Here is a 25,923-nt window from a genome sequence, read left to right as displayed (position 1 = left end):
CGAGTATTCCCTTGAGAACCGTGGAAGACTACCACGTTGATAGGCCGGGTGTGGAAGTGCAGCAATGCATGAAGCTTACCGGTACTAATCGTTCGATTGGCTTGATTGTTCTCATTGCTTATGTTCATCGAAGATGAACCATAAGCCATCTGTTTTGTCCTCACGCTGTCGCCGCAAGGCGGCTGCGCTGCGGACGGCGCGCCAAACGATTGGCGACGCGCTCTGCGCTTGCGGCCTGTGGCCGGAACGCGAGCAACAAAACGTGTTCAAAAATATAAGAAAGGGGGTTTCCCTCGCCAGCTTCTCATTTTGGTTTTACCCCGCATCTGCGGTGTTAAAATCGCTCTGGCCGGTGTCGCCTCCTTTTGGAGGTGTCCGTATGGCCAGCACGGCTGCCCTTCGAGCGACGAGCGAGAAGGATAAGCTAGCCGTGCAAACTAAGAGCGAGATTTACACCTGCACTGCAGGTGTAAATCTTGCCCTTAGTTGACCTGGTGGTTATTGCGGGGTGGCTGCACCCGTTCCCATTCCGAACACGGCCGTGAAACGCCCCTGCGCCAATGGTACTCCGTCTTAAGACGCGGGAGAGTAGGTCGCTGCCAGGTCTGCTAAAGGCAAGAAAAATACCAAATACACACTCTTCTCCGAACAAACGCCGGCCCAGCCGATAAAACAGGCCGCCCTCAAGCGGCCTTTTTGCTTCGGTAAGATAAACCGGAAACTGAAATGAAGGGACGTCGCTGCTCAAAATGAGCTAAGCGTTCCAAGAAAACAATACGCAGGCAACTCCCTGCGTAAGCGACATTCGGCAAAGCCGAATGCGCTGCAAAGGGCAAAAGCCCTTCGGACTTTCGCCAGCGCGATTTTGCTGGCGCAAAACGCTGATAACGCGACAAATCCCGAAAGGGATTTGCACGGTTCTGACATTCTGCCGCGCAGAATGCAGAGATACACAGACGCGATTTTGCTAACGCAAAACGCTGGTAACGCGACAAATCCCACAGGGATTTGCACGGATAACGCGGGGTGGAGCAGCCCGGTAGCTCGTCAGGCTCATAACCTGAAGGCCGCAGGTTCAAATCCTGCCCCCGCAACCAAATCGATACGAAAAACACACAAAAAGCCCGCCATCCGGAAACGGAGGCGGGCTTTGCTGCGTTCGCGAACGTGAAATGTCCGCTATCGACTTGCACCGTCGGCAATTGCCTCGTCGGCCTCCTGGGTTCTCATCTCGGTTTCTTCGTTTCTGAGCTCCACCCCGGTAGATACTCTTTTCACGGGACTACGATCTGCGGCTCGGTCACCGCATACGCAGCATGAAAGCCGCACTGCAACTTGTCCCTGATAATGCGAATGCGCCCCCGCCTTTTAAAGCAGGTTGCGGTTTACCTGATTCAGGATTCTCAAAGTTGGTGATTTGTGATTCAAGTGGCCCATGGAAGGAGAACGACCATGGGCAAGCCGCATCCGATCGAGTTGCGTGGGCGTGTTGTTGCGTTTGTCGAGGAAGGTAATAGTCATCGGGAAGCCGCCCGACATTTCCGGGTTTCGCCGAGATTTGTGAACAATATGGTGATCCTGAAGCGGGCGTCCGGTGCGCTTGCGCCTGCTCGGCAGGGGCATCTGGGCGGCGGCAAGCTGGCGGGACATGAAGAATGGGTTCGTTCACGCCTGGCAGAGAACGGCGATCTGACGCTGAACGAATTGTGCGTCGCTTTGGCAGGGCGTGGTGTCTTGGTCGATCGCTCGACAGTCAGCCGTCTTCTGCATCGGCTGGGGCTCAGCCATAAAAAAAGCCTGCAGGCAGCCGAGCAGTTGCGGCCGCAGATCGCCCGCGCGCGTGATCTCTGGATCACCCGGCGCAAGCGGTTCTTCAACAAAGCATTGGGGCAGTTGATCTTTATCGACGAGACCTCGACCAATACGAAGTTGACCAAGCGAACGGGATGGTCGCCAAGGGGAAAGCGCTATCGTACCCATGCACCGTTCGGCTCGTGGAAGACCCAGACCTTCATTGCCGGCCTGCGCTGCCATGGTTTGACGGCACCTTGGATCGTCAACAGGCCCATGAACAGCAAGATCTTCGAAACCTGGGTCGAAACCCAGCTCGCACCGAGCCTGTCGCCGGGCGACGTCGTGATCCTCGACAATGTCGCCTTCCACAAAAGCCGGAGAGCCGACGAACTAGTCAAGGCCAAAGGCGCCTGGCTTCTCTTCCTGCCGCCTATTCGCCGGACCTCAATCCCATCGAAATGGCCTTTTCCAAACTCAAGGCCCTGTTGCGAACGCGCAGCACGTACCTTTGATGCCCTCTCAAGCGCTCTTGGGGACATCTGCGATCTCTTCTCCATCACAGAATGCCAGAACTTCTTCAAAGCAGCAGGATATGAGGCGGAATAGATGCAAAGCGCTTTAGGGCCAATCTGCGTAGCCGGAAGACAGAGTATCGCGGTTCGTGCCGTCAGAGGCACGAGCCGCCTGTCTGTAGCTGGCCGGTGACAGTCCCGTCTTGCGTTTGAAGAAATGGCTGAAATAGGTCGGATCGCGAAAGCCCAAGCTGTCGGAAATCTCCTGGATATTGCGGGCCGATCTCTCCAGCCGCAGTTTTGCCTCCTGCACCAGCCGCTCATGCAGCAGCTGGATGGGCGATCGGCCGAGCGTACGGTGACAGATGGCGTGCAGGCGGTCGGCCGTCACCCCGAGTTCGTCGGCATAGTTGCTGACCGGCCGATGCTGGCGGAACCAGACCTCGACCAGTTGCCGGTAGCGCTGCAGGATAGAGCCGCTTTCGCCGCTGCCGCGCTGTTCGGCTTTTTCGCCGCCGGAACCACGCCAGACCGTCATCAGGATAAGCCGCATATAGGCCGAAACCGCCATCCAGGACGCCCGGGCGGGATCGGCAAGTTCGCGCACGAAGCCGGCGATCAGCGGACTGACCTCGTTCACGGACACTGCATCGGCCCCTTCGATCAGTTTCATCTGCTCGATGAAGATGCGCAAAGAATAGGATTCTACCTTGTTGCCGATCGCATCGACCATGATCTGCGCTGATGCACCGATCAGATAGGCCTCGGATCCTGCCGCAATCGAAACGTCGCAGCGGACCTGTGGTGGCAGGAAAGCCAGTGCCGGACCGTGCAATATACGATGCTCGCCATCGTCGAAATGCAGTCCCCCCTCGCCTTCGCTTAGCAGGACGAAATGATGGAAGTCGGCATAGAGTCCTTTTTGGAACCGGATGCGCCGATGTGACAGCGAAGGCTCCCGCCACTCGCCGCGTGCATGGTGATGAATACCCCCGTCCGTCGCCACTCATTCCTCCCCATTAAACAATACGGAGAATACGCCAAATAATTACAATATTAACCCTATAATTCACATTCCATCCTTTCAAGAACGGCGTACTCTTTCGTCACCAGCCTTTGGGAGGAGGCCTTTAACATATCCCTGCAGGACCCGCGGCCTTACCGGCCCGGCCCTGACATGTGTCTGTCTCCCATCGGAAAACGCGGGCTTAGCCTGCAGCTCAATGGGTGACGACAGTGTATGTGGTAAAGCTGATGATCAACGATGAGGCGGTGGATGCATCCGATGCGTCGACCTTCGAACGTATTGATCCGCTGACGGGAGATGTGGCGACGATCGCCCCTGCAGGTTCCGTTGCCGACATGGCAAGGGCGGCCAGCGCTGCCGCCGCAGCCTTTCCAGCCTGGTCGGAAACCGGCCCCGGCGAACGCCGCAGCTTGCTCAATGCCGCCGCCAATATTCTCAGCCGCCGCACGCCTGACTTTATTGTTGCGATGATTACCGAGACCGGTGCAACAGCGCAATGGGCAGCGATCAACTGCGCTCTCGGCGTCGATATTCTTCGCGAAGCTGCGGCCATGACCACGCAAGTCAACGGCGAAATCGTCCCATCCGGCATTCCGGGAAACCTCGCCATGGCCTTTCGCCAGCCAGCCGGCGTCTGCGTCGGCATCGCGCCCTGGAATGCGCCGATCATCCTTGGCACCCGCGCCATCGCCATGCCGCTCGCCTGCGGCAATACCGTCGTGCTCAAGGCCTCCGAACTCTGCCCGCAAACCCATAGCCTGATCGGCGATGTGATGCGCGAAGCCGGTTTTCCGCGCGGCGTCGTCAATGTCGTCAGCAACGCGCCGAAGGATGCAGCCGCTGTCGTCGAGGCCCTGATCGCCCATCCGGCCGTCCGCCGCATCAATTTTACCGGCTCCACGCGCGTCGGCCGCATCATCGCGGAATCTTCCGCCCGGCATCTGAAACGCTGCCTGCTCGAGCTTGGCGGCAAGGCGCCGTTCATCGTTCTTGCCGATGCCGATATCGACGAGGCGGTCCGCGCTGCCGCCTTCGGCGCCTTCATGAACCAGGGGCAGATCTGCATGTCGACCGAGCGGATCATCCTGATGGACGAGATCGCCGATGAGTTCGTTGGCAAATTCAAGGTCAAAGCCGCCACCCTCGTTGCCGGTAATCCACAGGACGGTAACCCGCCCCTTGGCGCGCTGATCAATGCCGAGGCTGCGCGGCGCGTCAGGGCGCTGATCGACGATGCCGTGCAGAAAGGCGCTGAGCTCGTCTGCGGCGGTGTCGCCCACGGCACCTTGATGGATGCGACGGTGGTCGATCATGTCACGCCCGCCATGCGCATCTATCGAGAGGAAAGCTTCGGACCTGTCGCCGCCATCATTCGCGTCGGCAGTACAGACGAGGCGGTGACCGTCGCCAACGACAGCGAATACGGCCTGTCGTCGGCGGTGTTCAGCCGCGACATCAACGCAGCCCTTGGCGTCGCAAAACGGCTGGAATCCGGCATTTGCCACATCAACGAGGCAACCGTCTCCGATGAACCGCAAATGCCCTTCGGCGGCGTCAAGTCGAGTGGCTACGGGCGCTTCGGCGGCAAGGCCGCGATCGAAGAATTCACCGAACTGCGCTGGATTACGCTCGCATCCGGGAAACGGGACTATCCCATCTGACCTATGGGATGCAGCGGCAGACGGATAAAATTTGAAACATGACGGGCTGGGAGGCTCGCAAACTGGGAGGAAGAACTTCATGAACGGCACTTTCCGCAACGGAAAATTCGACCCGGCAGCGCTAACGCGACGGTCCTTCATCGCAACGGCTGCAGCGGGTGGCGCGGCGTTGGCATTCACCGGCGGCACGGCTTTCGCGCAAAGCGGCGACACATTGAAAGTCGGCTTCATCAGCCCGCGCACCGGACCACTCGCAGGCTTCGGCCAGACCGATGGCTATGTGCTGGACCTTGCCCGCAAGGCATTGGCCAATGGCTTCCAGGCAAACGGCAAGACATTTCAGGTCGAAATCCTCGACCGGGACACCCAGTCCGATCCGTCGCGGGCCGGTCAGCTGGCAAAGGACCTGATCAACAATCAGGGCATCGACCTGATGCTTGCTGTTTCTACGCCGGAGACCATCAATCCGGTGGCCGATGCCTGCGAGGCAGCCGGTATGCCCTGCCTCTCCACCGTCATGCCCTGGGAGGCTTGGTATTTCGGCCGTGGCGCCAAGCCCGGCGCGCCCTCGCCGTTCAAGTGGACCTATCATTTCGGCTTCGGTGTCGGCGAGTTCCACAAGACCTATGTGTCGCAATGGAACCTGATCGAGACCAACAAGAAGGTCGGCGTGATGTATCCGAACGACGCTGACGGCAATGCCATCCGCGCCAATCTCGCGCCGCTGTTGGCCAAGGAAGGTTTTACCATCATCGATCCCGGCGCCTATGAAACCGGCACCACCGACTTCTCGGCCCAGATCGCCCTGTTCAAGCAGGAAGGTGTCGAAATCTTCTCCTCCTTCCCGATCCCGCCGGATTTCGCCGCCTTCTGGCGCCAAGCCGCCCAGCAGGGCCTCACTCGCCAGATCAAGATTTGCCAGGTGGCAAAAACCGGTCTCTTCCCCTCCGATATCGAGGCGCTCGGTGATCTCGGCGTCAACATTTCCAGCGCCGCCTATTGGCACAAGGCGTTCCCCTACAAGTCGTCGTTGACCGGTGTTTCCGGCCCTGAGCTGGCCGATGGATATGAGGCAGAAAGCGGCAAGCAATGGACCCAGCAGCTCGGCGCCAGTCTGTCGCTGCTCGATGCCGGCTTCGAGGCCTTGAAAACGGCAGCTGACGCCAAGAGCAAGGAAGCCGTCGCCAAGGCTATTTCGACCCTTAAGACGACGACCATCGCCGGAAAAGTCGATTTCACCGCTGGCCCGGTCCCCAACGTCTCTCCGGGTCCGATTATCGGGACGCAATGGATTAAGGCGCCCGAGGGCTCGAAATTCCCGCTCGACTATGTCGTCACCGAGAACGCCACCGATCCAAACGTTCCGGTTGCCGCCAAGCTCAATGCCTATCACGGATAAGAACATAGTGCAGATCGCAACTCACCAGCAAGCGCCGGGAGACGCTTTTCTCTCGGCAAAAGGGATCCACAAGCGCTTCGGTGCGCTTGTGGTTCTCGACAACATCGACTTTACCATGGGCCAGAGCGACGCCGTCGGCATTGTCGGTCCGAACGGCGCTGGCAAGACGACGCTGCTGAGCACACTTGCCGGCGCATTTCCGCCCAATGCCGGCACCATCACCTTCGATGGCCGCGATGTCACCGCGCTGTCGGCTGCGGAGCGCTGCCGCTCCGGGCTGGTGCGCACCCATCAGGTTCCCAAACCTTTCAGCGGCATGACGACCTTCGAAAATGTCTTCGTCGCCGCCGCGCACGGCGATGCGGTCAGCCGTGACGAAGCCTATGAGCGCGTTATCGACAGCCTGACGCTTTGCGGCATGCTTGGCGTCGCCAACCGTCAGGCCGATACGCTGGGCCTGCTCGACCGCAAGCGGCTTGAACTTGCCCGAGCTCTGGCGACCAGGCCGAAACTGATGCTGCTCGACGAAATCGGTGGCGGGCTAACCGATGCCGAGGCCAGCGAACTGGTAACGACCATCCTCGAGCTGCGCCGCCGCGGTATCGGCATCGTCTGGATCGAGCATATCGTTCATATCCTTTTGCAGGTGGCCGAACGGCTGATCTGCATGGATGCCGGCCGGATCATCGCCGATGGAGAGCCGCGCGCCGTCATGGCCGATGCCGGCGTCGTCAAAGCCTATCTCGGGGGCACACCCGCATGACCATGCTTTCCATTGAAAACCTCAATGTCCGCCATGGCCTGCTGCAGGCAGTCCGCGATGTCAGCTTCGAACTTGCCAAGGGCGATGTTCTGGCGCTGGTCGGTGCCAACGGGGCTGGCAAGACGACGCTGCTCCGCTCGCTTGCCGGCGCCCATCTTCCCGCTTCGGGCCGCATTACTTTGAACGGCGACGATATGACGGCTGTGCCTTCGCACCAGCGTATCGCCAGAGGCATCGCACTGGTGCCGGAAGGCCGTCGGCTGTTTTCGCAAATGACCGTTGAGGAAAACTTGCAGCTCGGGAAAAGCTCGGGCAGGACAGGCGAATGGACCGTCGATCGTGTTTTCGAAGCCTTCCCCAATCTCGTCCCCCGTCGCCATGCCAGGACCGGCCATCTCTCCGGTGGCGAACAACAGGCAACGGCGATCGGTAGGGCGCTGATGAGCAATCCCGACATTCTGTTGCTCGACGAAGTCTCGCTGGGTCTGTCGCCGCTGGTGGTCGACCGGGTCTATGCGCAGCTGCAGACCCTGCTCACCTCCGGCACCACAATCATCCTGGTCGAGCAGGATCTCGGCCGCGCCATGGCTGTCGCCAGCCGCGTCATCTGCATGCTTGAGGGTCGTATCGTGCTCGACAGCCCCGCGAAAAGCGTCACCCGCGATCAGGTGACACAGGCCTATTTCGGTCTGCACCGCGACAGCACCGGGAGGGCGGCATCGTGATCGACATCCTCATTCAGGGCATCCTGCTCGGCGGTTATTATGCCGTCATCGCCTGTGGCCTGTCCTTCATGTTCTCCGTCATGCGGATCATCAATCTCGCCCATGGCAGTTTGGCGGTCGCCGCTGCCTACGGCCTTTGGCTGCTGGCCTCGAAGTTCGGCATCTCTCCATTCGCGGGGCTGATGATCGTTCTTCCCGTGATGGCCGCGGCCGGCTGGATGCTGCAGCGCTACCTTTTGGAACGAAGCGCCCGTGGCGGCGCGCTGCTGCCGATCCTGACAACCTTCGGCCTCGCCATCGTCATCGACAATCTGATGTTCGAACAGTTCGGCGCCGATACCCGTTCGCTCGCCCCATTCATCGGCAGTCTGTCCTATGACAGCTGGGAACTGCCGGGCGGCATCTATGTCGGCAAGCTGGCGGTGATGACAATGGCGACCGCCATTGCCCTTCTCGGCGGCCTGCAGTTTTTCCTCAGCCGCTTCGCACTCGGCCGCGCCATCCGTGCCACGGCGGAAGACCCCGATACCGCCGGTCTCGTCGGCATCGACGCCCGCAAGGTCAATGCGCTTGCCGCAGCCATCGCCATGGTCACGGTTGGCATCGCTGGCGCGTTCCTCGGAATGCGGGCCACGTTCGATCCCTATTCCGGCGGACCACAGCTGCTGTTTGCCTTCGAGGCAGCGGTGATCGGCGGCGCCGGTTCGCTCTGGGGCACGCTGATCGGCGGCATCGTGCTTGGGCTTGCCCAGTCGCTCGGCGCCCAGGTCCATCCGCAGGGCTTTCTCATCGGCGGCCACGCCGTCTTCCTTGCTGTGCTGTTTGCCCGGCTCTTTCTCACCGGCGTGCCCTTCCTCGGCAGGATCGGTTTCAGCAGAACCGGCCTCACCAAAATCCGCGCAGCCCTCCGGAGCACACCATGACCCTCGTATCCAACGGTATCTCAATCGAACGCTGGACGCGCTCCTCTCGGCTGGCACTCGGCGGTGTCGCACTTGCGATTGCGCTGTTTGCCATCGCGCCGATGAGCCTCGGCGCCGGTGCCATCGACCGGCTGACGGCACTGTTCATCTACGTCATCCAGGCTGCCATGTGGAATGCGCTGGCCGGTTTCGGCGGCCTCGTCTCCGTCGGCCAGCAGGTGTTTTTCGGCCTCGGTGCCTATTTCACCATCCGGCTGGCCGATGCCGGGCTCAATCCGTTCCTGTCGCTGTTTGCAGCGGCGCTGATCACCGGGGCAATCTCGCTGCTACTGTCCTTCCTCATGCTGCGGCTGAAAGGCGGCGAGTTTGCCATCGGCATGTGGGTGATCTCGGCGCTCACCCACATGCTGGTCAATCTCGACCGGCTGATCCAGGGCGAAACCGGTACATCGCTTATCTCGCTCAATGTCTATGACAGCAGCACCCGCCGGGTAATGATCTACTGGCTGGCATTGGCCTCGATGGCGGCCCTGCTCGGCACGCTGTTTGCTCTGCTGCGCAGCCGGGCCGGAGCCGCCATCCAGGCCATCCGCGATAACGAGGATGCTGCAACATCGCTTGGTGTGCGCGTCGTCGCCACCAAACGTTTGCTGTTCGTGCTCGCTGCCTTCGGTATCGCTGTCGCCGGTGCGCTGTGGCTGGCAACCGCCACGACCTTCCAGCCAAAGACCTATTTCAGCGTCCAGTGGACCGCCTATATGATCTTCATGGTGCTGGTCGGCGGTATCGGCAAGTTCGAGGGTGCGATCCTTGGCGCGGTGCTGTTCTTCGTCATCGAGACCTTCTTCGGGGCGATGGGCGTCTGGTACCTGATCGGACTTGGCGCAACGGCGGTGCTGTTCTCGTTGTTCCTGCCGCAGGGCCTGTGGGGCGAAATCGAGCGGCGCTTAGACCTTCGGCTGCTGCCGGTCGGCTACCGCGTCAAATTGCCCGGCCCGGCAAAAATTCAATGGAACCAGTAATATATCGGCTCCCCGGACTCTCTTGCGAAAGGTAAACACATGCTCTTTAGTAAAACCATCCTGGTGACCGGCGTTGCCTCCGGCATCGGCGCGCGCACGGCGGAACTGGCTGGACAGATGGGAGCCGATGTCATCGGCATCGACGTTCGTGAGCCTGCGGGCAACACGGCCAATTTCATCAAGGGCGACCTTTCGACCGCCGCTGGCGTCGCCGACATCGTCACGCAGCTGCCCAGCCGCATCGATGCACTTGCCAACGTCGCCGGGCTTTCCGGCAATACCGGCGTGGCTTCGACGCTATCGGTGAATTTCTACGGCCTGCGCGCCCTGTCGGAAGCTGTCGCCCCACGCATCCGCGAAGGTGGTGCCATCGTCAATGTGGCATCGATCGCCGGTTATGGCTGGCGCGCCAATCTGGAGCGGGCAAAGATGCTGACCGGAATTCAGGGCTTTCCAGATGTGGCAGCCATTGTTGCCGAACATGGACTGAAGGATGAAGAAGGCTATCCCCTGTCCAAGGAACTGTTGCTGCTCTGGACCATGCACGCTGCCCATCAGCCGCTGTTTCGGGATCGTGGCATCCGCGTCAACGCCGTCAGCCCCGGCCCGGTCGAAACGCCGATCCTCAAGCAATTCCGTGCCGTACTCGGTGATGCCCGGGTCGATAGCGATATCACCCGCGTCGGCCGTGCCGGCACACCCGCCGATATTGCGCCTGCGGTTCTGTTCCTCGCATCGGACGGTGCGCGCTGGATCAACGGCGCCAATCTTCCAACCGATGGCGGCCTCGAAGCCTCGATCAACGCCGAAGTCCTCGGCTTCTAATATCCTTCCCTCAGGAGACACACATGAACATTTCGCTCCTTATCAACGGCACGGATCGCGCCGCAAGCAATGGCCGGACCTATGACCGGATTGATCCTTTCACAGAAAAGCTAGCCAGCCGCGCCGCTGCCGCCGGTCCCGACGATGTCACGGCCGCCATTGAAGCCGCTTCGAATGCTTTTCCCGCCTGGTCGAAGACCGGTCCCAACCAGCGGCGCGCGCTGCTGATGAAGGCCGCCGACATCATGGACGCCAAGGTGGGCGAGTTCACCCGGCTGATGATCGAGGAGACCGGCGCGACGGCGCCTTGGGCGGGCTTCAACGTCATGCTTGCCGCCAATATCCTGCGCGAAGCGGCCTCGATGACGACGCAGATTTCCGGAGAGATCATACCCTCTGACAAGCCGGGTACGCTGGCGATGGGTGTCCGTCAGGCGGCAGGCGTCTGCCTTGCGATTGCCCCCTGGAATGCGCCGGTCATCCTCGCCACCCGCGCCGTCGCCATGCCGATCGCCTGCGGCAACACCGTGATCTTGAAAGCCTCGGAACAATGCCCGGGCACGCACCGCCTGATCGGCACGGCGCTGACGGAAGCGGGGCTTCCCCCAGGCGTCATCAACGTCATTACCAATGCACCGGAAGATGCCGCCGGCATCGTAGCCAGCCTGATTATCCATCCCGCCATCCGCCGCGTCAATTTCACCGGCTCCACCAAGGTCGGGAAAATCATTGCGAAACTGTGCGGCGAGCATCTGAAGCCCGCCCTGTTGGAACTCGGCGGCAAGGCACCGCTGGTCATTCTCGATGACGCCGATATCGACGGCGCCGTCAACGCGGCGATCTTCGGCGCCTTCATGCACCAGGGCCAGATCTGCATGTCGACCGAACGCATCATCGTCGATCAGGCAATCGCCGACACATTCGTCGCCAAACTCGCCGACCGCGCCGCGCAGCTTCCGGCCGGTGATCCGCGCGGCCATGTCGTGCTTGGCTCGCTGATCAGTCTGGAAGCGGCAAAAAAGATGGAAGACTTGATAATCGACGCAACGGCCAAGGGCGCCAAGCTCGTGGCGGGTGGCATCCGCACCGGCACCGTGGTCGAGGCGACGCTGCTCGATCACGTCACCCCGGAAATGCGGGTCTACTCGGAGGAATCCTTCGGCCCGGTCAAGCCGATCATCCGCGTCGCCGATGAAGAAGAAGCCATCCGCGTTGCCAACGATACCGAATACGGCCTGTCGTCGGCTGTGTTCAGCCGCGACGTCCAGCGCGCTATGGCAGTTGCCGCCCGTATCGAATCTGGTATCTGCCACATCAATGGACCGACGCTGAACGACGAGGCGCAGATGCCCTTCGGCGGCGTCAAGGGTAGCGGCTACGGCCGCTTCGGCGGCAAGGCGGCGATCGCCGAGTTCACCGACCTGCGCTGGATCACAATCGAGGATTCCGCCCAGCATTATCCCTTTTAGCCAAGACTAGTTGATCACATCGCTCTCCACCGGTGATTGCGACCGAGTTTGCCCTCACCGTGATCGCAAAGGGCCGACAAAGGAACGGGGCGTCAGAAAGCGCTCCATTCCAAAAATCCCAGATGGAGAGTTGCCGCTTACCGGTCGATTTGGATCTGCGGCACTGCCGTCACACGCTCACCAAGAAGACCGCGACGCAATCGCCTGCCTTAACGAGGCCGGGGAAATGCCGCGCGCAGAAGGCATCCCCAAACCACAACGATGACCAGGCCCGTCCGCAACGCCATCTCGATTGTCGAGCCAAGCGGGATACGCACGGCATGCGCACGGCCATGGTCGGCCATCTGGAACGCCTTGCGTCGTGTTGGGGACAAGAGACCCCACACAAGCGCTAGTCAGGCGAAGCAGGTGGTGATTGCGGGGACTAAGACTGCCGTTTGGGAACCCCGTACGACATCGTTCGGCCGGATGTGTTTGAAGCGGTCTACGACACCGCTTTCGATGTGCACGAACTTCAGGGAAACCGTATCGTCACCTATTTTGTCTAGGTGGCACGGCTCAGAACCTGTTGATTACAGTGCTTTTAAAAGCAGCGTTGTTTTGACTCACCCGCGGCAGGGGATTTGACATGCGTGTTGCTTTTCCCGACACCATCGTCGTGTAACAGGGTCGAGCCGTATCCCGCGCCGATCTCGGTGGTGAGAGCGAATGATCCAAAAAAAGCGCGAACTTTCAATCGAACGGCTGGACAAAGGCAGTTCGCGCCTATGTATGGAGTCTGCAACGGGCAAATAACAAAGAAGACAGGTCTGGCTGGCTCAGCAAGCCCGATTTTGGAAAATCTGGTATCGATCGAGGAGGATTGACGCCGGATTTCATGGAAGTTTCGTTGTACAGTTTTTGACATCACCGGGAGGAAATCATGTTTAAACGTTCGCTCGCCTCATCGACGGCCTTTCTCGCCATCTCTCTTCTTTTGCCCGCAAGCGCCGATGCGGCGACCGACCTGCAGTGGTGGCATGCGATGACAGGTGCCAACAACGAAGTCGTCAATCAACTGGCTAAAGAGTTCAACGAGAGCCAGTCCGACTACACGATTACGCCGGTTTTCAAAGGCACCTATCCCGAAACGTTGAATGCCGGCATCGCGGCCTTCCGCTCGCAGCAGGCTCCCGCCATCATTCAGGTTTTCGATGCAGGTAGCGGCGTAATGATGGGCGCAGAGGGCGCCATCGTTCCGGCAGCCGACGTGCTGCAGAAGGGCGGCTACACGTTCGACAAGTCGCAATATCTTGCAGGCATTGCGGCCTATTATGCAAAACCGGACGGCACGATGCTGTCATTCCCCTACAATTCATCCTCGCCGATCCTGTACTATAACAAGGATGTTTTCCAGAAAGCGGGGCTTGACGCCGATAATCCGCCGAAGACATGGCCGGAAGTGTTCGACGCGGCCAAGAAGATCAAGACCAGCGGTGCCGCCTCTTGCGGGTTTACATCGACCTGGCTGACCTGGATCCAGACCGAGAACTTTGCCGCCTGGAACAATGTTGCTTATGGCACCCATGAAAACGGCCTCGGCGGCAACGACGTCAAGCTCGAGTTCAACTCTCCCCTCTTCGTTCAGCATTTCCAGTCGATCGCGGATCTCGCCAAGGACGGCACCTTCCGTTATGGCGGCCGGACGTCAGAGGCCAAGCAGCTGTTCATGTCCGGAGAGTGCGCAATCCTCACTGAATCGTCCGGTGGACTGGGCGATATCATCAAGTCCGGCGTGAAATACGGCATCGGCCAGCTCCCCTATTACGAAGGCCATGGCCCACAGAACACGATTCCCGGCGGCGCCAGCCTTTGGGTGTTCGGCGGAAAGAGCGACAAGGAATACAAGGGGGTCGCCCAGTTTTTCAACTTCCTCTCACAGACCCAGATCCAGGCCCGCCTGCATCAGGTGTCTGGCTATATGCCGGTGACGAATGCGGCTTACGAGGAGACCAAGAAATCCGGGTTTTATGACAAGAACCCCGGCCGTGAAACGCCGATCTTGCAGATGATGGGCAAGGCACCGACCGAGAACTCCAAGGGGGTGCGTCTCGTCAACCTGCCGCAGGTTCGCGACATCATGAATGAGGAGTTCGAGGCCATGCTGGCAGGGCAACAGGATGCCAAGGCCGCTCTCGACAAGGCAGTCGAACGTGGGAACGCAGCGATCACCGAAGCCGTCGGCAACTAAACCCGACAACACCTCCGCCGCTCGCATCCGGTTGCGGGCGGCAGCGGTGCCGTCTTGTGATCTGTCTGACTGCCGGAGGAGAACCCGTGCACAACGTTGCGTTTCCCAACAAGATCCTGCCGTATCTGCTGATCGCCCCGCAGATCATACTGACGATCATCTTCTTTTTCTGGCCTGCCAGTCAGGCGCTGTATCAGTCCATGGTCCGGCAGGATCCATTTGGCCTTAAAAGCGGCTTTGTCGGCCTTGCAAACTTCAAGGCGGTTCTGTCCGATCCCAACTATATCCACGCTCTGCAGGTGACGGTCGTCTTCAGTCTGTTGACGGCCATTGTCTCGATGGGCGTAGCCCTGCTTCTCGCCACCGCTGCGGACAAAGTCGTGCGCGGTCAGGGCTTCTATCGCACACTCCTGATCTGGCCTTATGCGGTCGCCCCGGCTGTTGCCGGCATGCTCTGGCTCTTCATGTTCAATCCGGCCATGGGCACGCTGGCTTACCTTCTCCGTCGCAACGGCTTTGCCTGGGATCCGCTTTTGAACGGCAACCAGGCGATGGCGCTGGTCGTGGTTGCCGCCGCCTGGAAGCAGATCAGCTACAATTTCCTGTTCTTCGTGGCAGGCCTGCAGGCCATTCCGAAATCACTGATCGAGGCTGCCTCCATCGACGGCGCCCGTGGCAGCAGGCGCTTCTGGACCATCGTCTTCCCGTTGCTTGCCCCGACCACATTCTTCCTCCTGGTCGTCAACACGGTCTACGCCTTCTTCGATACGTTCGGCATCATCCACGCGGTGACAGGCGGTGGTCCTGCCAAGGCGACGGAAACGCTGGTCTACAAGGTTTACAATGACGGCTTCGTCAATCTGAACCTCGGCTCTTCGGCGGCCCAATCCGTCATTCTGATGGTGATCGTCATCGGGCTGACCGCCTTCCAATTCCGTTTTGTCGAGAAACGGGTCCATTATGGCTGAGGGCAAGAGATGATCGAAAAACGTCCTGTCGCCAATCTGGTCGGCCATCTGATTTTGATCCTCGGGATCATCATCGTTGCTTTCCCAATCTACTATACGTTCATCGCTTCGACGACGACATCAGAGGCGATCATCCGGCCGCCAATGTCTCTGCTGCCCGGTGGTCATATGGTGGAAAACTACACCGAAGCCATGGCCGGCGGTGTCGAGCGGGTCGTCGGCGTCAGCTTGGAAAGATTGCTGTTCAACTCTTTCGTGGTGGCCATCGCCATCGCCGTCGGCAAGATCGTCATTTCCTTTCTCTCGGCATTTGCCATCGTCTTCTTCCGTTTTCCCTTCCGCATGGCGTTTTTCTGGATGATCTTTGTGACGCTGATGCTGCCGGTGGAGGTGCGCATCCTGCCGACCTACAAGGTCATCGTCGATCTCGGCATGATCGATACCTACGCCGGATTGACGCTGCCGCTGATGGCATCCGCCACCGCAACGTTCCTATTTCGCCAGTTCTTCCTTACGATCCCGGGCGAATTGGTTGAGGCCGCGCGCATCGACAATGCCGGGCCTTTCCGCTTCATGCGCGATATCCTTTTGCCGCTGTCGAGCACCAATATCGCCGCGCTGTTCGTCATTCTCTTCATCTACGGCTGGACGCAATACCTGTGGCCATTGCTCGTCACCAACGACGCCAAGATGAATACGATCATCATCGGGCTGCGGCGCATGGTCGATTTCACCGACGCTTCGACACCCTGGAACTACGTCATGGTGACCGCGATCCTCGCCATCATACCGCCGATTCTCGTCGTGGTGCTGATGCAGCGCTGGTTCGTCAAAGGTCTCGTGGATACGGAGAAATAATGGCCAATATTATCTTAGATGACGTTCGCAAGAAGTATGGTTCGGTGGAGGCCATTCAGGGCGTTTCCCTCGATATCGCCGACGGCGAATTGGTGGTGCTGGTCGGCCCGTCCGGCTGCGGGAAGTCGACACTTCTGCGCATGATCGCCGGCCTCGAAAGCATAACCGGTGGCACGATCTCGATTGGCGGCCGGGTCGTCAACGAACTCGAACCATCCGAGCGCGACATCGCCATGGTCTTCCAGAATTATGCGCTTTATCCGCACATGACGGTCCGCCAAAACCTTGCTTACGGCCTGAAGAACCGCAATACGCCGAAAGACGAGATAGACCGGCGGATCGCAGATGCGGCAAAAGCCCTGGAAATCGAACCTTTCCTTGATCGGAAACCACGGCAATTGTCCGGCGGACAGCGCCAGCGTGTCGCAATGGGCCGTGCCATCGTTCGCGAACCTGCGGCATACCTGTTCGACGAACCACTTTCCAACCTGGATGCCAAGTTGCGCGTCCAGATGCGTGTCGAGATCAAGCGTCTTCAGCGGTCGCTCGCCACCACCAGCGTCTACGTCACACACGATCAGATGGAAGCCATGACACTTGCCGATAGGCTCGTTGTCCTGAACGCCGGCCGGATCGAGCAGGTCGGGACACCCATCGAACTTTATGAACGGCCACAGACGACATTCGTGGCGACCTTCATCGGGTCTCCCTCAATGAACCTATTGCCGCTCGAAGGTTCAAACATTTGGGATGGCGGCCGCAAACTGCCGATACCGACGAGTACCGCCACCCTTGGAGTTCGTCCGGAGGATCTGCATTTACCGCAACTGGGCGCGCCCGAAAATGAATTTGCAATCGGGTTGACTGTTCTTGCGGTGGAGCTCGTCGGCGCAGAAAGCTTCGTGCATGGTATCCTGCCTAACCGCCAACCGATTACCTTTCGTGCGCCCGGCCGTTCCACCATTGCCCCGGATGAAAATCTGACCGTCTATGCGGCTTTCGAAAAACTGCACTTCTTCGACGAAGGCGGCGAGCGGTTGCAATAAAGCGATATTCACCCATTGGGTTTCAAGCTGGTGCCGTTCTGAATGAGTATAGGCGTATCAATCACTTAATGCGCTTTGTCGTTTGACAGAACGCCGAGGTCGCTTAACTTGGTCTTGAGGATTTCTTTTGGCGGCGGCGGCTCCGGAGAGCCGCCTCCTATTCCTACTGGCCGCGAGCGGCGAGCCATGTCTTCATCATGGTGATCTCGCCTTCCTGGGCCTTGATCACGTCTTCGGCAAGTTTGCGGACCTGCGGATCCTTGCCGTACTTAAGCACGACTGTTGCCATATCGATCGCGCCCTGATGGTGCGGGATCATGCCGCGCATGAAGTCGATGTCGGCATCGCCGGTGAACGCGACCGTCATGTCCTTATGCATGCGGTCGTTGACGGCCAGGTAAGCCTTGGTGGACGGAGTGTCGGAAGCCGGCATCTCCATCCCCGTCATATCGTGTCCTTGCATCGGATCGTCCTTGTGCATTTGGTTCTGCGCGACCGCAAGGCCTGCGCTGATAACGAGCGAGCCTGCGATGAAGATGGGGGTGAGCTTGTTCATGATGTCTCTCCTGTTCAGATTGTGGTCGCCGGATAGCCGGCGTCTTCGAGAACTTTTTGAAGGGCCACTGAGGACGCGGTGGTCTCGACTTTGGCTAAGCGCGCGGCGGGGTTGGTCTCAATCCCGGCATTGGGATCGACGGACCGGATCGCCTTGGTGACAGATCTGGCGCAGCCTCCACAGGTCATGTTCTCGATTCTCAGTTCCATTGGAATTCTCCGTGTTTGCTTATGACGGTGAAGATGGGGCTTCCAACCATGGGAAGGTCAAGTGGTGCGGAGACGGAAAATTTGCTATTGACCTTCCCATGGTTGGAAGCCCCATCTTCCGTCCGAACCTGAATTTCGGAACGAGAAAAGGAGGCGGCTATGAATGCCCCTGTTCGAGCAAAAGACCTTTCTGGAGCGATATCGATACCGATCGAGGGTATGACCTGCGCATCCTGTGTCGGCCGCATCGAAAGAGCCATAAAAGCCGTTCCAGGCGTTGAGACCGTGTCGGTCAACCTGGGCACGGAACGCGCAAGCATCACGACCCAATCGCCTGTTGCCCGCGAAAAGCTTGTCGAGGCCATAGAAAACGCCGGTTATTTCGTGCCGGTACAATCCGCCGGTTCGGTTGGTCCCACAGAGCTAGCGATCGAGGGCATGACATGCGCATCCTGCGTCGGCCGCGTCGAGCGCGCGCTAAAAGCGGTCCCCGGCGTGACGGAGGCTGCTGTCAACCTGGCGACGGAGCGCGCCACGATCCATGGAACCGCCGATCAAGCGGGTATGATTGCGGCGATCGCCGATGTCGGTTACGCGGCAAAAGTGATCGGCTCGGCGGTCGGCACTGGCAGCGAGGACGAGAATGCGGAGCATGCGAAAAGAAAAGATGCAGAGCGCCGCGAACTGACCCGCGACTTCACTATCGCGGCGGTGCTGACGGCGCCGGTCTTCCTCATCGAGATGGGGTCGCACCTTATCCCGGGCGGGCATGGACTGATCGAATCGACGATCGGCATGCAGTGGAGCTGGTACATTCAGTTTGCACTGACGACGCTCGTGCTGTTTATTCCAGGCATTCGGTTTTACGACAAGGGGCTGCCGGCGCTTTGGCGTTTCGCCCCCGACATGAACTCGCTTGTGGCCGTCGGCTCGCTCGCCGCCTATAGCTATTCGCTGGTCGCGACCTTCGCCCCGGGCTTGCTGCCGCCCGGAACGATCAATGTCTATTTTGAAGCCGCCGCTGTCATCGTGACGCTCATTCTGCTCGGCCGCCTGCTCGAGGCCCGTGCCAAGGGCCGGACATCCGAGGCGATCAAGCGCCTGGCCGGCCTGCAAGCCAAGACGGCACGTGTCCAAAGGGACGGAAAGACCGTCGATCTGCCGATCGGCTCGGTGTTATCAGGCGATATCGTCGAGGTTCGTCCCGGCGAACGTCTGCCCGTCGATGGCGAGGTGGTCGAAGGCGCCAGCTATGTCGACGAGTCGATGATCACCGGCGAACCAATCCCGGTTTCAAAATCCATGGGCAGTGCGGTCGTCGGTGGCACGGTGAACCAGAAGGGCGCGTTCGCCTTCCGCGCCACGGCGGTCGGCGGCAATACGGTGCTGTCGCAGATCATCCGCATGGTCGAGGAAGCCCAGGGCTCCAAGCTGCCGATCCAGGCGCTGGTCGACAAGGTCACCATGTGGTTCGTACCGGCGGTCTTTGCGGTCGCGGCGCTGACCTTTGCCGCCTGGCTCACGCTCGGCCCGTCGCCCGCGCTCACCTTCGCGCTGGTCAATGCGGTCGCCGTGCTGATCATCGCTTGCCCCTGCGCCATGGGTCTGGCAACGCCGACCTCCATCATGGTGGGTACCGGCCGTGGCGCAGAACTCGGCGTTCTCTTCCGCAAGGGGGAAGCGCTCCAGTTGCTGAAGGACGCCAAGGTCGTGGCGCTCGACAAGACCGGCACGCTAACTGCGGGCAAGCCGACCCTCACCGACCTGGAACTGGCTGATGGCTTCGATCGTCCGGCCGTCCTCAGTCTTGTCGCGGCTGTCGAGGCCAAGTCGGAACACCCGATTGCCAGTGCGATCGTGGACGCTGCCATTGCGGAAGGCATTTCTCTGCCCGCCGTTTCGGACTTCGAATCCGTGACAGGATTTGGCATCAAGGCCAAGGTTGACGGCAAGAACGTCGAGATTGGTGCAGACCGCTACATGGTCGAACTCGGCCATGACGTGGCAGCGTTCTCCAAGGTTGCGGAACGTCTGGGCGACGAGGGCAAGTCGCCACTTTATGCCGCGATCGACGGAAAGCTCGCGTCGATCATCGCCGTGGCGGATCCGATCAAAGAGGCAACGCCTGCGGCCATCAAGGCCTTGCATGCTCTTGGTCTCAAGGTCGCGATGATCACCGGCGACAATGCCCGCACGGCCAGGGCCATCGCTTCCCGGCTGGGGATCGACGAGGTGGTGGCGGAAGTGCTGCCGGACGCTAAGGTCGAGGCGGTCCGCCGCCTCAGAGCCAAATACGGCAAGGTCGCCTTCGTTGGCGACGGCATAAACGACGCCCCGGCGCTGGCGGAAGCGGACGTGGGTCTGGCCATCGGCACAGGCACGGACATCGCCATCGAGGCGGCGGACGTTGTGCTGATGTCTGGCAGCCTGCAGGGCGTCCCCAACGCCATCGCTCTGTCAAATGCGACGATCGGCAATATCCGGCAGAACCTGTTCTGGGCATTTGCCTACAACACAGCGCTGATCCCGGTCGCGGCTGGCCTGCTCTATCCGGCCTACGGCATCTTGCTGTCACCCGTCTTTGCGGCAGGCGCCATGGCACTGTCGAGCGTCTTCGTGCTCGGAAATGCACTGCGGTTGCGCACGTTCAAGATGGTGAACTGACGAACCGCATCAGCCGCCCCTCTATCCGGGCCGGCTGATGCGCCATTTCAAGGAGAACACGAATGAACATCGGGCAGGCATCAAAAGCATCGGGCGTTTCGGCAAAGATGATCCGCTACTACGAGCAGACCGGTCTCATTCCGGCAGCGGACCGGACGTCGTCCGGCTACCGCGATTATTCCGAGACCGACGTTCACATGCTGCGCTTCATCCGCCGCGCGCGCGATCTCGGTTTCTCGGTAGCCGAGATCAGCGATCTTCTTGGCCTCTGGCGGGACGAAGCCCGCCAGAGCGGCGAGGTCAAGCGCCTAGCACAGGGCCATATCGACGAACTCCATAAGAAGATCAAGGGTCTTCAGGACATGGCCAATACGCTGACAACGCTGGTCAAGACTTGCAGCGGTGACCACCGCCCGCATTGCCCGATCCTGCAAGGTCTCGAGAGTGGCCTCGAAGATGAGGATCGATCAATTCGCCCTCGCGCCGGCGCAGTGGCCCGCCCGGTGCAATAGTGGAGAACGTTCCAAGTTCGCATGCCCGCCGTGGCGTTCACAAAAACGACCTGCCGCCTGAACGATGCTTCGCAGACTGTATGCACAAGCCAGCCTGCCGCATCATCCGGGGCTGTTATCTCAGTGCAACATGCCGGATTTGATCGCCCGTCCGGCAAGCGCCTCGCCATTCTGCCCCGGGGGCAGGTCGTAATTTCTGCGCGCCTTGGCTTTCATTTTCAGCAGGGACAGCAACTCGTAGGCCCCCTTCCACCGGCCGAAACCACTCTCGATATTGATATGACCGGCCGGCCCGAGGTTTCTAACCTGCGTCTTCCAGAGGCGGCTGTAGAGCGACAGGCTTTCCAGCGGCATGTAGATATCGTTCAGGCTTCCGACCGTGATGGTTGGGAAAGGCAGAATGCGGGTCGGCATCCGGCCGAAATGGATTGCGCCCGGATGAAGTCTTTCCGTGGTCGATAGATCGCAGGGGGCAACCAGCAACGCGCCCTTGATCAATCTCGCCGATGGCCTGTCCGCACATTTCGCGGCCAGCAGACAACCAAGGCTGTGCGCAACGATGTAGGCAGGCCCTTCCTGAACAAGCACCTCCTCAAGACGGTCTGTCCAGGCTTCAACTCTTGGGGACTTCCAGTCGTCCTGCTCGACCAAGCGGCTTTCTGCATCGTCCTTGAGCCAGAACCGCTGCCAATGCCCGTCATCGGACCCGTTCAACCCAGGCAGGATCAGGGTAGTTGTCATTTGGTTGTTCCTCACCGTCTAACGCTGTCAGCTTTGGAAAGAGCGAGACCGTTCCAGTGCCGAGATTTCCTGTGAAATCTCGGCTATGCGCGCGCGCAGATCACGCCGCGCCCGGTAACCCATTCCGGAAAATCCGGCGTCATCCAGGTCCAGCTTTGCTTCCAGTTGGTCCCTCATGTTTTGAAGGCGGTCGAAATGTTTGCGCAAGCTCATCATGTCCTCACATCTGCAATGCCAAATCCCATGACCTGTCGATCCGGGCAGAGTGAGCATTATTATCCATAAGTTTAGTAGACAAAAGAAACCGCAGACTATCCGTGACCGCGATTGCGGAAATTCGGGCCTGCCGGTCGTTGAGGAGACGGAAAAGTTTCACGGAAAAAGTGCTTTTCGACGTTTCAGCGTGACATGGGCGTCAAGCGTTCAAGGGAAGTGGCGACCGGCAAACGGTTACCCCAGCAGTCATACGCAGAAACCGAGGACGCGGGTTTCACGGCGGGTAAAAAAGTGCGACTTGAGATCGGACTTTGGGCAAAACGTTTAATTTCGGGGGCCTCGCAGGATGCCATTCGTTGTTTGTAGCCGTTGCATTGAGCATACTGGTGACGGTTGAAGTTCTCGATGCCCTCTCCTCCCGGGTCATCGTTTTCAACCGTTCCCTCTGGAGGTTGATCCTTCAAAACTCAGGGTCTCCGTTTACTGGAGGCCTTTTTTTTGACGTGTTTTGTGAAGCGGTGATTACCAGCGCTACCCGGTTTTCGTCCGCTGCCGCAGGATCTCGATCTCGTGCCGATCAAGAGCGCGGGCCGACCCTTTCGCCAACTCACCCAGCTTGATATCGTCGATCGCGACGCGGACCAATCGAAGGCATTCGATATCCAGGCCCTTGAGCATTCTCCTGATCTGCCGGTAACGGCCCTCGCGCAACTCGACTTCAAGCCAGGTACTTCTTCCTCCCGAACGCAGGATGTTGACGGAGGAAGCCTTGAGCATCTCGCCGCCCTCGCAGACGCCGCCGCGCATATGGGCGATCATGTTGTCTGTCGGGGTACCCTTCACCTGCACGTGATAGATCTTCCCGACATTCGTGACCGGATCGAGCAGGCGTTGGGCGAGCACCGTATCATTGGTGAACAGCAGCAATCCCTCACTTGCCTTATCCAACCGGCCGACAGGGGAGAGAAAAGGATTGTCCATCTGCGCCAGGCAATCGAAGACTGTTGGCCGCCCTTCCGGATCGACCCTGGTGGTGACCATGCCGCGTGGCTTGTTGAGCATGAGATAGACGCTGGATTGCGGAACCAGCCGGATGCCGTCGACCGCAATTATGTCCTTATGCACGTCAGCCCATGTGAGGATATCGGTGACCACCCGCCCGCCCAGCGTCACGCGCCGTTCGGCGACCAGCGTTTCGGCTTGCGTGCGCGAACAATAGCCAAGTTTGGAAAGCGCACGGCAGATGGTTGCGCGTGCGCCGTTGTCAAATGCCTGTTTAGCCAAGTCGAAGTATTCCGGAAGCTTTGCTGCCTGGACTGCGCTGTGACACGCCACATCGTTTGCAGGTGCGCAGCCAATCAACAGGCAGCGCGCGATCAAACGTGGGTGGGTATCGAAATCCCGGAGACCTGCAACGGGTGCGCAATGGCGGTCGAATGATCATGTCAGAAACCTGGCCGTCCCGAACGTCAAGCCAGGGCTTCTTCAACGTTCGGGCTAAGTGCCGGTTTTCGAGAGTTTAGACTCTCGCCGAAGGTGGATCACGATACGCGACATCATGCCATTGCGTTTAGCCCAACCCGGTTCGAAGTCAAGCCGGGCAGCCTGAGGCGCTTTATCCATTGGCGGTTCGTCTGGACCCGCACGCCGGCTGTTGCCCGATTGGGCAGGAGGCACTATCCATCATGTCGACATGAAGGATTCGGCGATGAGTGAAGACATGCAACCGGTTCCAGTTGAACGGAAACGGGGCGAAGGTGCAAAATTCGTCTACGAAATTCTGCGCGACGACATATTGGACCTCGTCCTTGAGCCGGGAAGCCCGATTGACGAGATTCAGCTGTCGCAGCGGTTGTCGATGTCGCGTACGCCCATTCGCGAAGCGCTGGTCCGGCTGGCGAGCGAAGGGCTGGTGACCACCCTACCCAACCGCTCGACGGTCGTATCGCCGATCGACTTTCTGAACCTTCATACGTTCTTCGATGCCATCACGCTGATGTATCGGGTCACGACCCGCCTTGCCGCGCAACACTACAAATCCGGCGACCTCGACATCATCCGCCGGAAACAGACCGACTTCGCCGAGGCCGTTGCTGCCCAGGATGCACTGGCGATGATATCAACCAATCGCGACTTCCACGCTGCCATCGCGGATGCGGGGCGTAACGCCTATTTCACAGGGCTCTTCTGCCGCCTGCTTGACGAAGGGCGCCGTATCATGCGGATTTACTACTCGTCATTCGAAGACCGCCTGCCCCATCGCTACGTCGTCGAACACGAGGATATGATCGCGGCGATCGAGGCGCGGGATATCGATCTGGCCGATCGGCTGGCCGCTGCCCATGCGGATCAGATCGTCAAACAGATACAGCAGATGATCGCAAGCGACCGGCGCGTCAGCGTTCCACTTTGAGGGGCTGGCCGCGCCGCGCTCTGTAAGTTCGATCGTCACATGGGCGACGATTTTTCTTGTCGACAAATAAAATACAGGATGTATTATTGGCGTCAGGAATTAACCGGGCTGGCGGTTTGCGATTGTGAGCGCAGCCTACTCAAAAGGGGAACCGTCATGAAGAATGGCATTTTTTCCGGCTGCATCCCGGCGCTGATGACGCCATGCAAGGCCGACCGCAGCCCGGATTTCGAAATGCTGGTGCAGACCGCCCAGAACCTGATTGCGGCTGGCATGGCGTCGGTCGTCTATTGCGGCTCGATGGGCGATTGGCCCCTGCTCAGCGATGAACAGCGGATGGAAGGCGTCGAGCGTCTCGTCAAGGCCGGCATTCCGGTTATTGTCGGCACCGGTGCTGTCAACACCGCCAAGGCTGTGGCGCATGCCGCACACGCGCAGAAGGTCGGCGCGCAGGGTTTGATGGTTATTCCCCGCGTTCTCTCGCGTGGCCCGTCGATTGCAGCCCAGCGCCATCACTTCAAGGCCATCCTGTCCGCGGCACCGGATCTGCCGGCCGTTATCTACAACAGCCCGTATTACGGCTTTGCGACCCGCGCCGATCTGTTCTTTGCGCTGCGCAGCGAACATCCGAACCTGATTGGCTTCAAGGAATTCGGCGGACCGGCCGACATGCGCTATGCGGCTGAAAATATCACCAGCCAGGATGAAAACGTCTCGTTGATGATTGGTGTCGACACCGCAGTCTTCCACGGTTTCGTCAATTGCGGCGCGACCGGTGCAATCACCGGTATCGGCAACGTGCTTCCGAAGGAAGTCCTGCATATGGTGGCGCTTTCGCGAGCCGCAGCGAAAGGCGATGTCGATGCGCGCCGGCGGGCGCTGGAGCTGGAAGCGGCGCTGGCCGTGCTGTCCTCCTTCGATGAAGGTCCCGATCTCGTGCTCTACTTCAAGCATATGATGGTCCTGAAGGGGCATGCCGAATACGCATTGAACTTCTACGAGACAGACACCCTGTCTGCCAGCCAGCGCGGCTATGCCGAGGCCCAGCTCGCCTTGTTCGACGCCTGGTATGCGGAATGGTCCAAGCTCTCTGGCGCTGTTCAGAAATACGCTGCCTGAATGCGACAAGGAGAGGCTCTGCCTGAAGGAGGGCCTCTCTGCGGAACGATGTCATATCGATCCGAGCACGCCGAAACGCATGCACGAAAAAAGCGTTCCGGTGGCTTTGTGAGAACATCTTATGGATCGCTTCATCGAAGCGCGATGGCAAGATCATCTACATGACGCCGGATCTAATCCCCAATGGCGGAGGCCGGCGGGCATTAGCCTCGTTGGTCTTGGTATTTGGGTTTCGATACCGATTATCAGCAATATCCCTTTGCTGCCGCCG

Annotated in this window: 21 protein-coding genes, 1 tRNA gene, 2 rRNA genes and 1 pseudogene; 20 read left to right on the top strand and 5 right to left on the bottom strand. The window is 59.6% G+C overall.

Translation table 11 applies throughout. The features are described from left to right. The 4 genes and pseudogenes from ACP7BS_RS26765 to ACP7BS_RS26750 form a co-directional block, all read left to right on the top strand. Positions 1-109: ribosomal RNA gene (locus ACP7BS_RS26765) — 23S ribosomal RNA — on the top strand; the annotation flags it as partial. A 381-nt stretch (positions 110-490) separates the two neighbouring features. Continuing rightward, positions 491-605 (top strand): 5S ribosomal RNA (gene rrf, locus ACP7BS_RS26760). 415 nt (positions 606-1,020) lie between these two features. After that, positions 1,021-1,097, top strand: a tRNA-Met gene (locus tag ACP7BS_RS26755). 355 nt (positions 1,098-1,452) lie between these two features. After that, positions 1,453-2,400: pseudogene (locus ACP7BS_RS26750) on the top strand (IS630 family transposase). Between the two features lie 12 nt (positions 2,401-2,412). Here ACP7BS_RS26750 and ACP7BS_RS26745 read toward each other — a convergent pair. Beyond that, on the bottom strand, positions 2,413-3,312 hold the full coding sequence (locus ACP7BS_RS26745) for an AraC family transcriptional regulator (RefSeq protein ID WP_426240515.1): 900 nt from the start codon (positions 3,310-3,312) through the stop codon (positions 2,413-2,415). Between the two features lie 248 nt (positions 3,313-3,560). Here ACP7BS_RS26745 and ACP7BS_RS26740 point away from each other — a divergent pair, with 248 nt between their 5' ends. The 12 genes from ACP7BS_RS26740 to ACP7BS_RS26685 all read left to right on the top strand — a co-directional run bounded on the left by ACP7BS_RS26740 (position 3,561) and on the right by ACP7BS_RS26685 (position 17,222). After that, positions 3,561-4,994, top strand: coding sequence for an aldehyde dehydrogenase (locus ACP7BS_RS26740; RefSeq protein WP_426240514.1), 1,434 nt, complete (start codon positions 3,561-3,563; stop codon positions 4,992-4,994). A gap of 79 nt (positions 4,995-5,073) precedes the next feature. Then, on the top strand, positions 5,074-6,393 hold the full coding sequence (locus ACP7BS_RS26735) for an ABC transporter substrate-binding protein (protein WP_426240513.1): 1,320 nt from the start codon (positions 5,074-5,076) through the stop codon (positions 6,391-6,393). Between the two features lie 7 nt (positions 6,394-6,400). Continuing rightward, entirely contained in the window at positions 6,401-7,156 is a 756-nt protein-coding gene (locus tag ACP7BS_RS26730) for an ABC transporter ATP-binding protein (RefSeq protein WP_426240512.1), read from the top strand. Beyond that, positions 7,153-7,881, top strand: coding sequence for an ABC transporter ATP-binding protein (locus ACP7BS_RS26725; RefSeq protein ID WP_426240511.1), 729 nt, complete (start codon positions 7,153-7,155; stop codon positions 7,879-7,881). The genes ACP7BS_RS26730 and ACP7BS_RS26725 overlap by 4 nt, the downstream gene beginning before the upstream one ends. Then, a complete protein-coding gene (locus tag ACP7BS_RS26720) occupies positions 7,878-8,804 on the top strand; it encodes a branched-chain amino acid ABC transporter permease (RefSeq protein ID WP_426240510.1) in 927 nt (308 codons plus the stop codon). The genes ACP7BS_RS26725 and ACP7BS_RS26720 overlap by 4 nt, the downstream gene beginning before the upstream one ends. After that, positions 8,801-9,826, top strand: a complete 1,026-nt coding sequence (locus ACP7BS_RS26715; protein WP_426240509.1) for a branched-chain amino acid ABC transporter permease — start codon at positions 8,801-8,803, stop codon at positions 9,824-9,826. The genes ACP7BS_RS26720 and ACP7BS_RS26715 overlap by 4 nt, the downstream gene beginning before the upstream one ends. Positions 9,827-9,865: 39 nt before the next feature. Next, positions 9,866-10,651 carry a coniferyl-alcohol dehydrogenase gene (locus ACP7BS_RS26710; RefSeq protein ID WP_426240508.1) on the top strand — a complete coding sequence of 262 codons (786 nt, stop codon included), beginning with the start codon at positions 9,866-9,868 and terminating at the stop codon, positions 10,649-10,651. Between the two features lie 23 nt (positions 10,652-10,674). Then, a complete protein-coding gene (locus ACP7BS_RS26705) occupies positions 10,675-12,120 on the top strand; it encodes an aldehyde dehydrogenase (protein ID WP_426240507.1) in 1,446 nt (481 codons plus the stop codon). Between the two features lie 922 nt (positions 12,121-13,042). Next, entirely contained in the window at positions 13,043-14,350 is a 1,308-nt protein-coding gene (ugpB, locus tag ACP7BS_RS26700; RefSeq protein WP_426240506.1) for a sn-glycerol-3-phosphate ABC transporter substrate-binding protein UgpB, read from the top strand. An 86-nt stretch (positions 14,351-14,436) separates the two neighbouring features. Continuing rightward, on the top strand, positions 14,437-15,318 hold the full coding sequence (ugpA, locus tag ACP7BS_RS26695; RefSeq protein ID WP_426232509.1) for a sn-glycerol-3-phosphate ABC transporter permease UgpA: 882 nt from the start codon (positions 14,437-14,439) through the stop codon (positions 15,316-15,318). A gap of 9 nt (positions 15,319-15,327) precedes the next feature. Further along, on the top strand, positions 15,328-16,176 hold the full coding sequence (ugpE, locus tag ACP7BS_RS26690; RefSeq protein ID WP_426240505.1) for a sn-glycerol-3-phosphate ABC transporter permease UgpE: 849 nt from the start codon (positions 15,328-15,330) through the stop codon (positions 16,174-16,176). After that, positions 16,176-17,222: a sn-glycerol-3-phosphate import ATP-binding protein UgpC gene (locus tag ACP7BS_RS26685; protein WP_426240504.1), complete on the top strand. Its 1,047-nt coding sequence runs from the start codon at positions 16,176-16,178 to the stop codon at positions 17,220-17,222. The genes ugpE and ACP7BS_RS26685 overlap by 1 nt, the downstream gene beginning before the upstream one ends. A gap of 163 nt (positions 17,223-17,385) precedes the next feature. Here ACP7BS_RS26685 and copM read toward each other — a convergent pair whose 3' ends face one another. Next, on the bottom strand, positions 17,386-17,703 hold the full coding sequence (gene copM, locus ACP7BS_RS26680; protein WP_426240520.1) for a CopM family metallochaperone: 318 nt from the start codon (positions 17,701-17,703) through the stop codon (positions 17,386-17,388). 89 nt (positions 17,704-17,792) lie between these two features. Then, on the bottom strand, positions 17,793-17,987 hold the full coding sequence (locus ACP7BS_RS26675; RefSeq protein ID WP_426240503.1) for a heavy-metal-associated domain-containing protein: 195 nt from the start codon (positions 17,985-17,987) through the stop codon (positions 17,793-17,795). A 159-nt stretch (positions 17,988-18,146) separates the two neighbouring features. Between ACP7BS_RS26675 and ACP7BS_RS26670 the strand changes: the two genes are divergently transcribed. Together ACP7BS_RS26670 and cueR are read left to right on the top strand one after the other, a co-directional pair. Continuing rightward, positions 18,147-20,651, top strand: a complete 2,505-nt coding sequence (locus tag ACP7BS_RS26670) for a heavy metal translocating P-type ATPase (RefSeq protein ID WP_426240502.1) — start codon at positions 18,147-18,149, stop codon at positions 20,649-20,651. 62 nt (positions 20,652-20,713) lie between these two features. Beyond that, on the top strand, positions 20,714-21,163 hold the full coding sequence (gene cueR, locus ACP7BS_RS26665; protein ID WP_426240501.1) for a Cu(I)-responsive transcriptional regulator: 450 nt from the start codon (positions 20,714-20,716) through the stop codon (positions 21,161-21,163). Positions 21,164-21,283: 120 nt separating this feature from the next. Here the strand turns inward: cueR and ACP7BS_RS26660 are convergent, their stop codons facing one another. Then, the gene (locus ACP7BS_RS26660; RefSeq protein WP_426240500.1) at positions 21,284-21,904 is read right to left on the bottom strand and encodes an RBBP9/YdeN family alpha/beta hydrolase; all 621 of its coding nucleotides are present in this window, start codon (positions 21,902-21,904) and stop codon (positions 21,284-21,286) included. Between the two features lie 747 nt (positions 21,905-22,651). Then, a complete protein-coding gene (locus ACP7BS_RS26655) occupies positions 22,652-23,404 on the bottom strand; it encodes a pseudouridine synthase (protein WP_426240499.1) in 753 nt (250 codons plus the stop codon). Positions 23,405-23,828: 424 nt separating this feature from the next. Between ACP7BS_RS26655 and ACP7BS_RS26650 the strand changes: the two genes are divergently transcribed. Next, the gene (locus ACP7BS_RS26650; protein ID WP_426240498.1) at positions 23,829-24,533 is read left to right on the top strand and encodes a GntR family transcriptional regulator; all 705 of its coding nucleotides are present in this window, start codon (positions 23,829-23,831) and stop codon (positions 24,531-24,533) included. 156 nt (positions 24,534-24,689) lie between these two features. After that, positions 24,690-25,652, top strand: coding sequence for a dihydrodipicolinate synthase family protein (locus tag ACP7BS_RS26645; protein WP_426240497.1), 963 nt, complete (start codon positions 24,690-24,692; stop codon positions 25,650-25,652). The last annotated feature ends 271 nt before the right edge of the window (positions 25,653-25,923 follow it).

The organism is Pararhizobium sp. DWP1-1-3, from assembly GCF_049896125.1.
GTDB lineage: Bacteria > Pseudomonadota > Alphaproteobacteria > Rhizobiales > Rhizobiaceae > Pararhizobium.
This window is presented reverse-complemented; position numbering and strand designations above follow the sequence as displayed.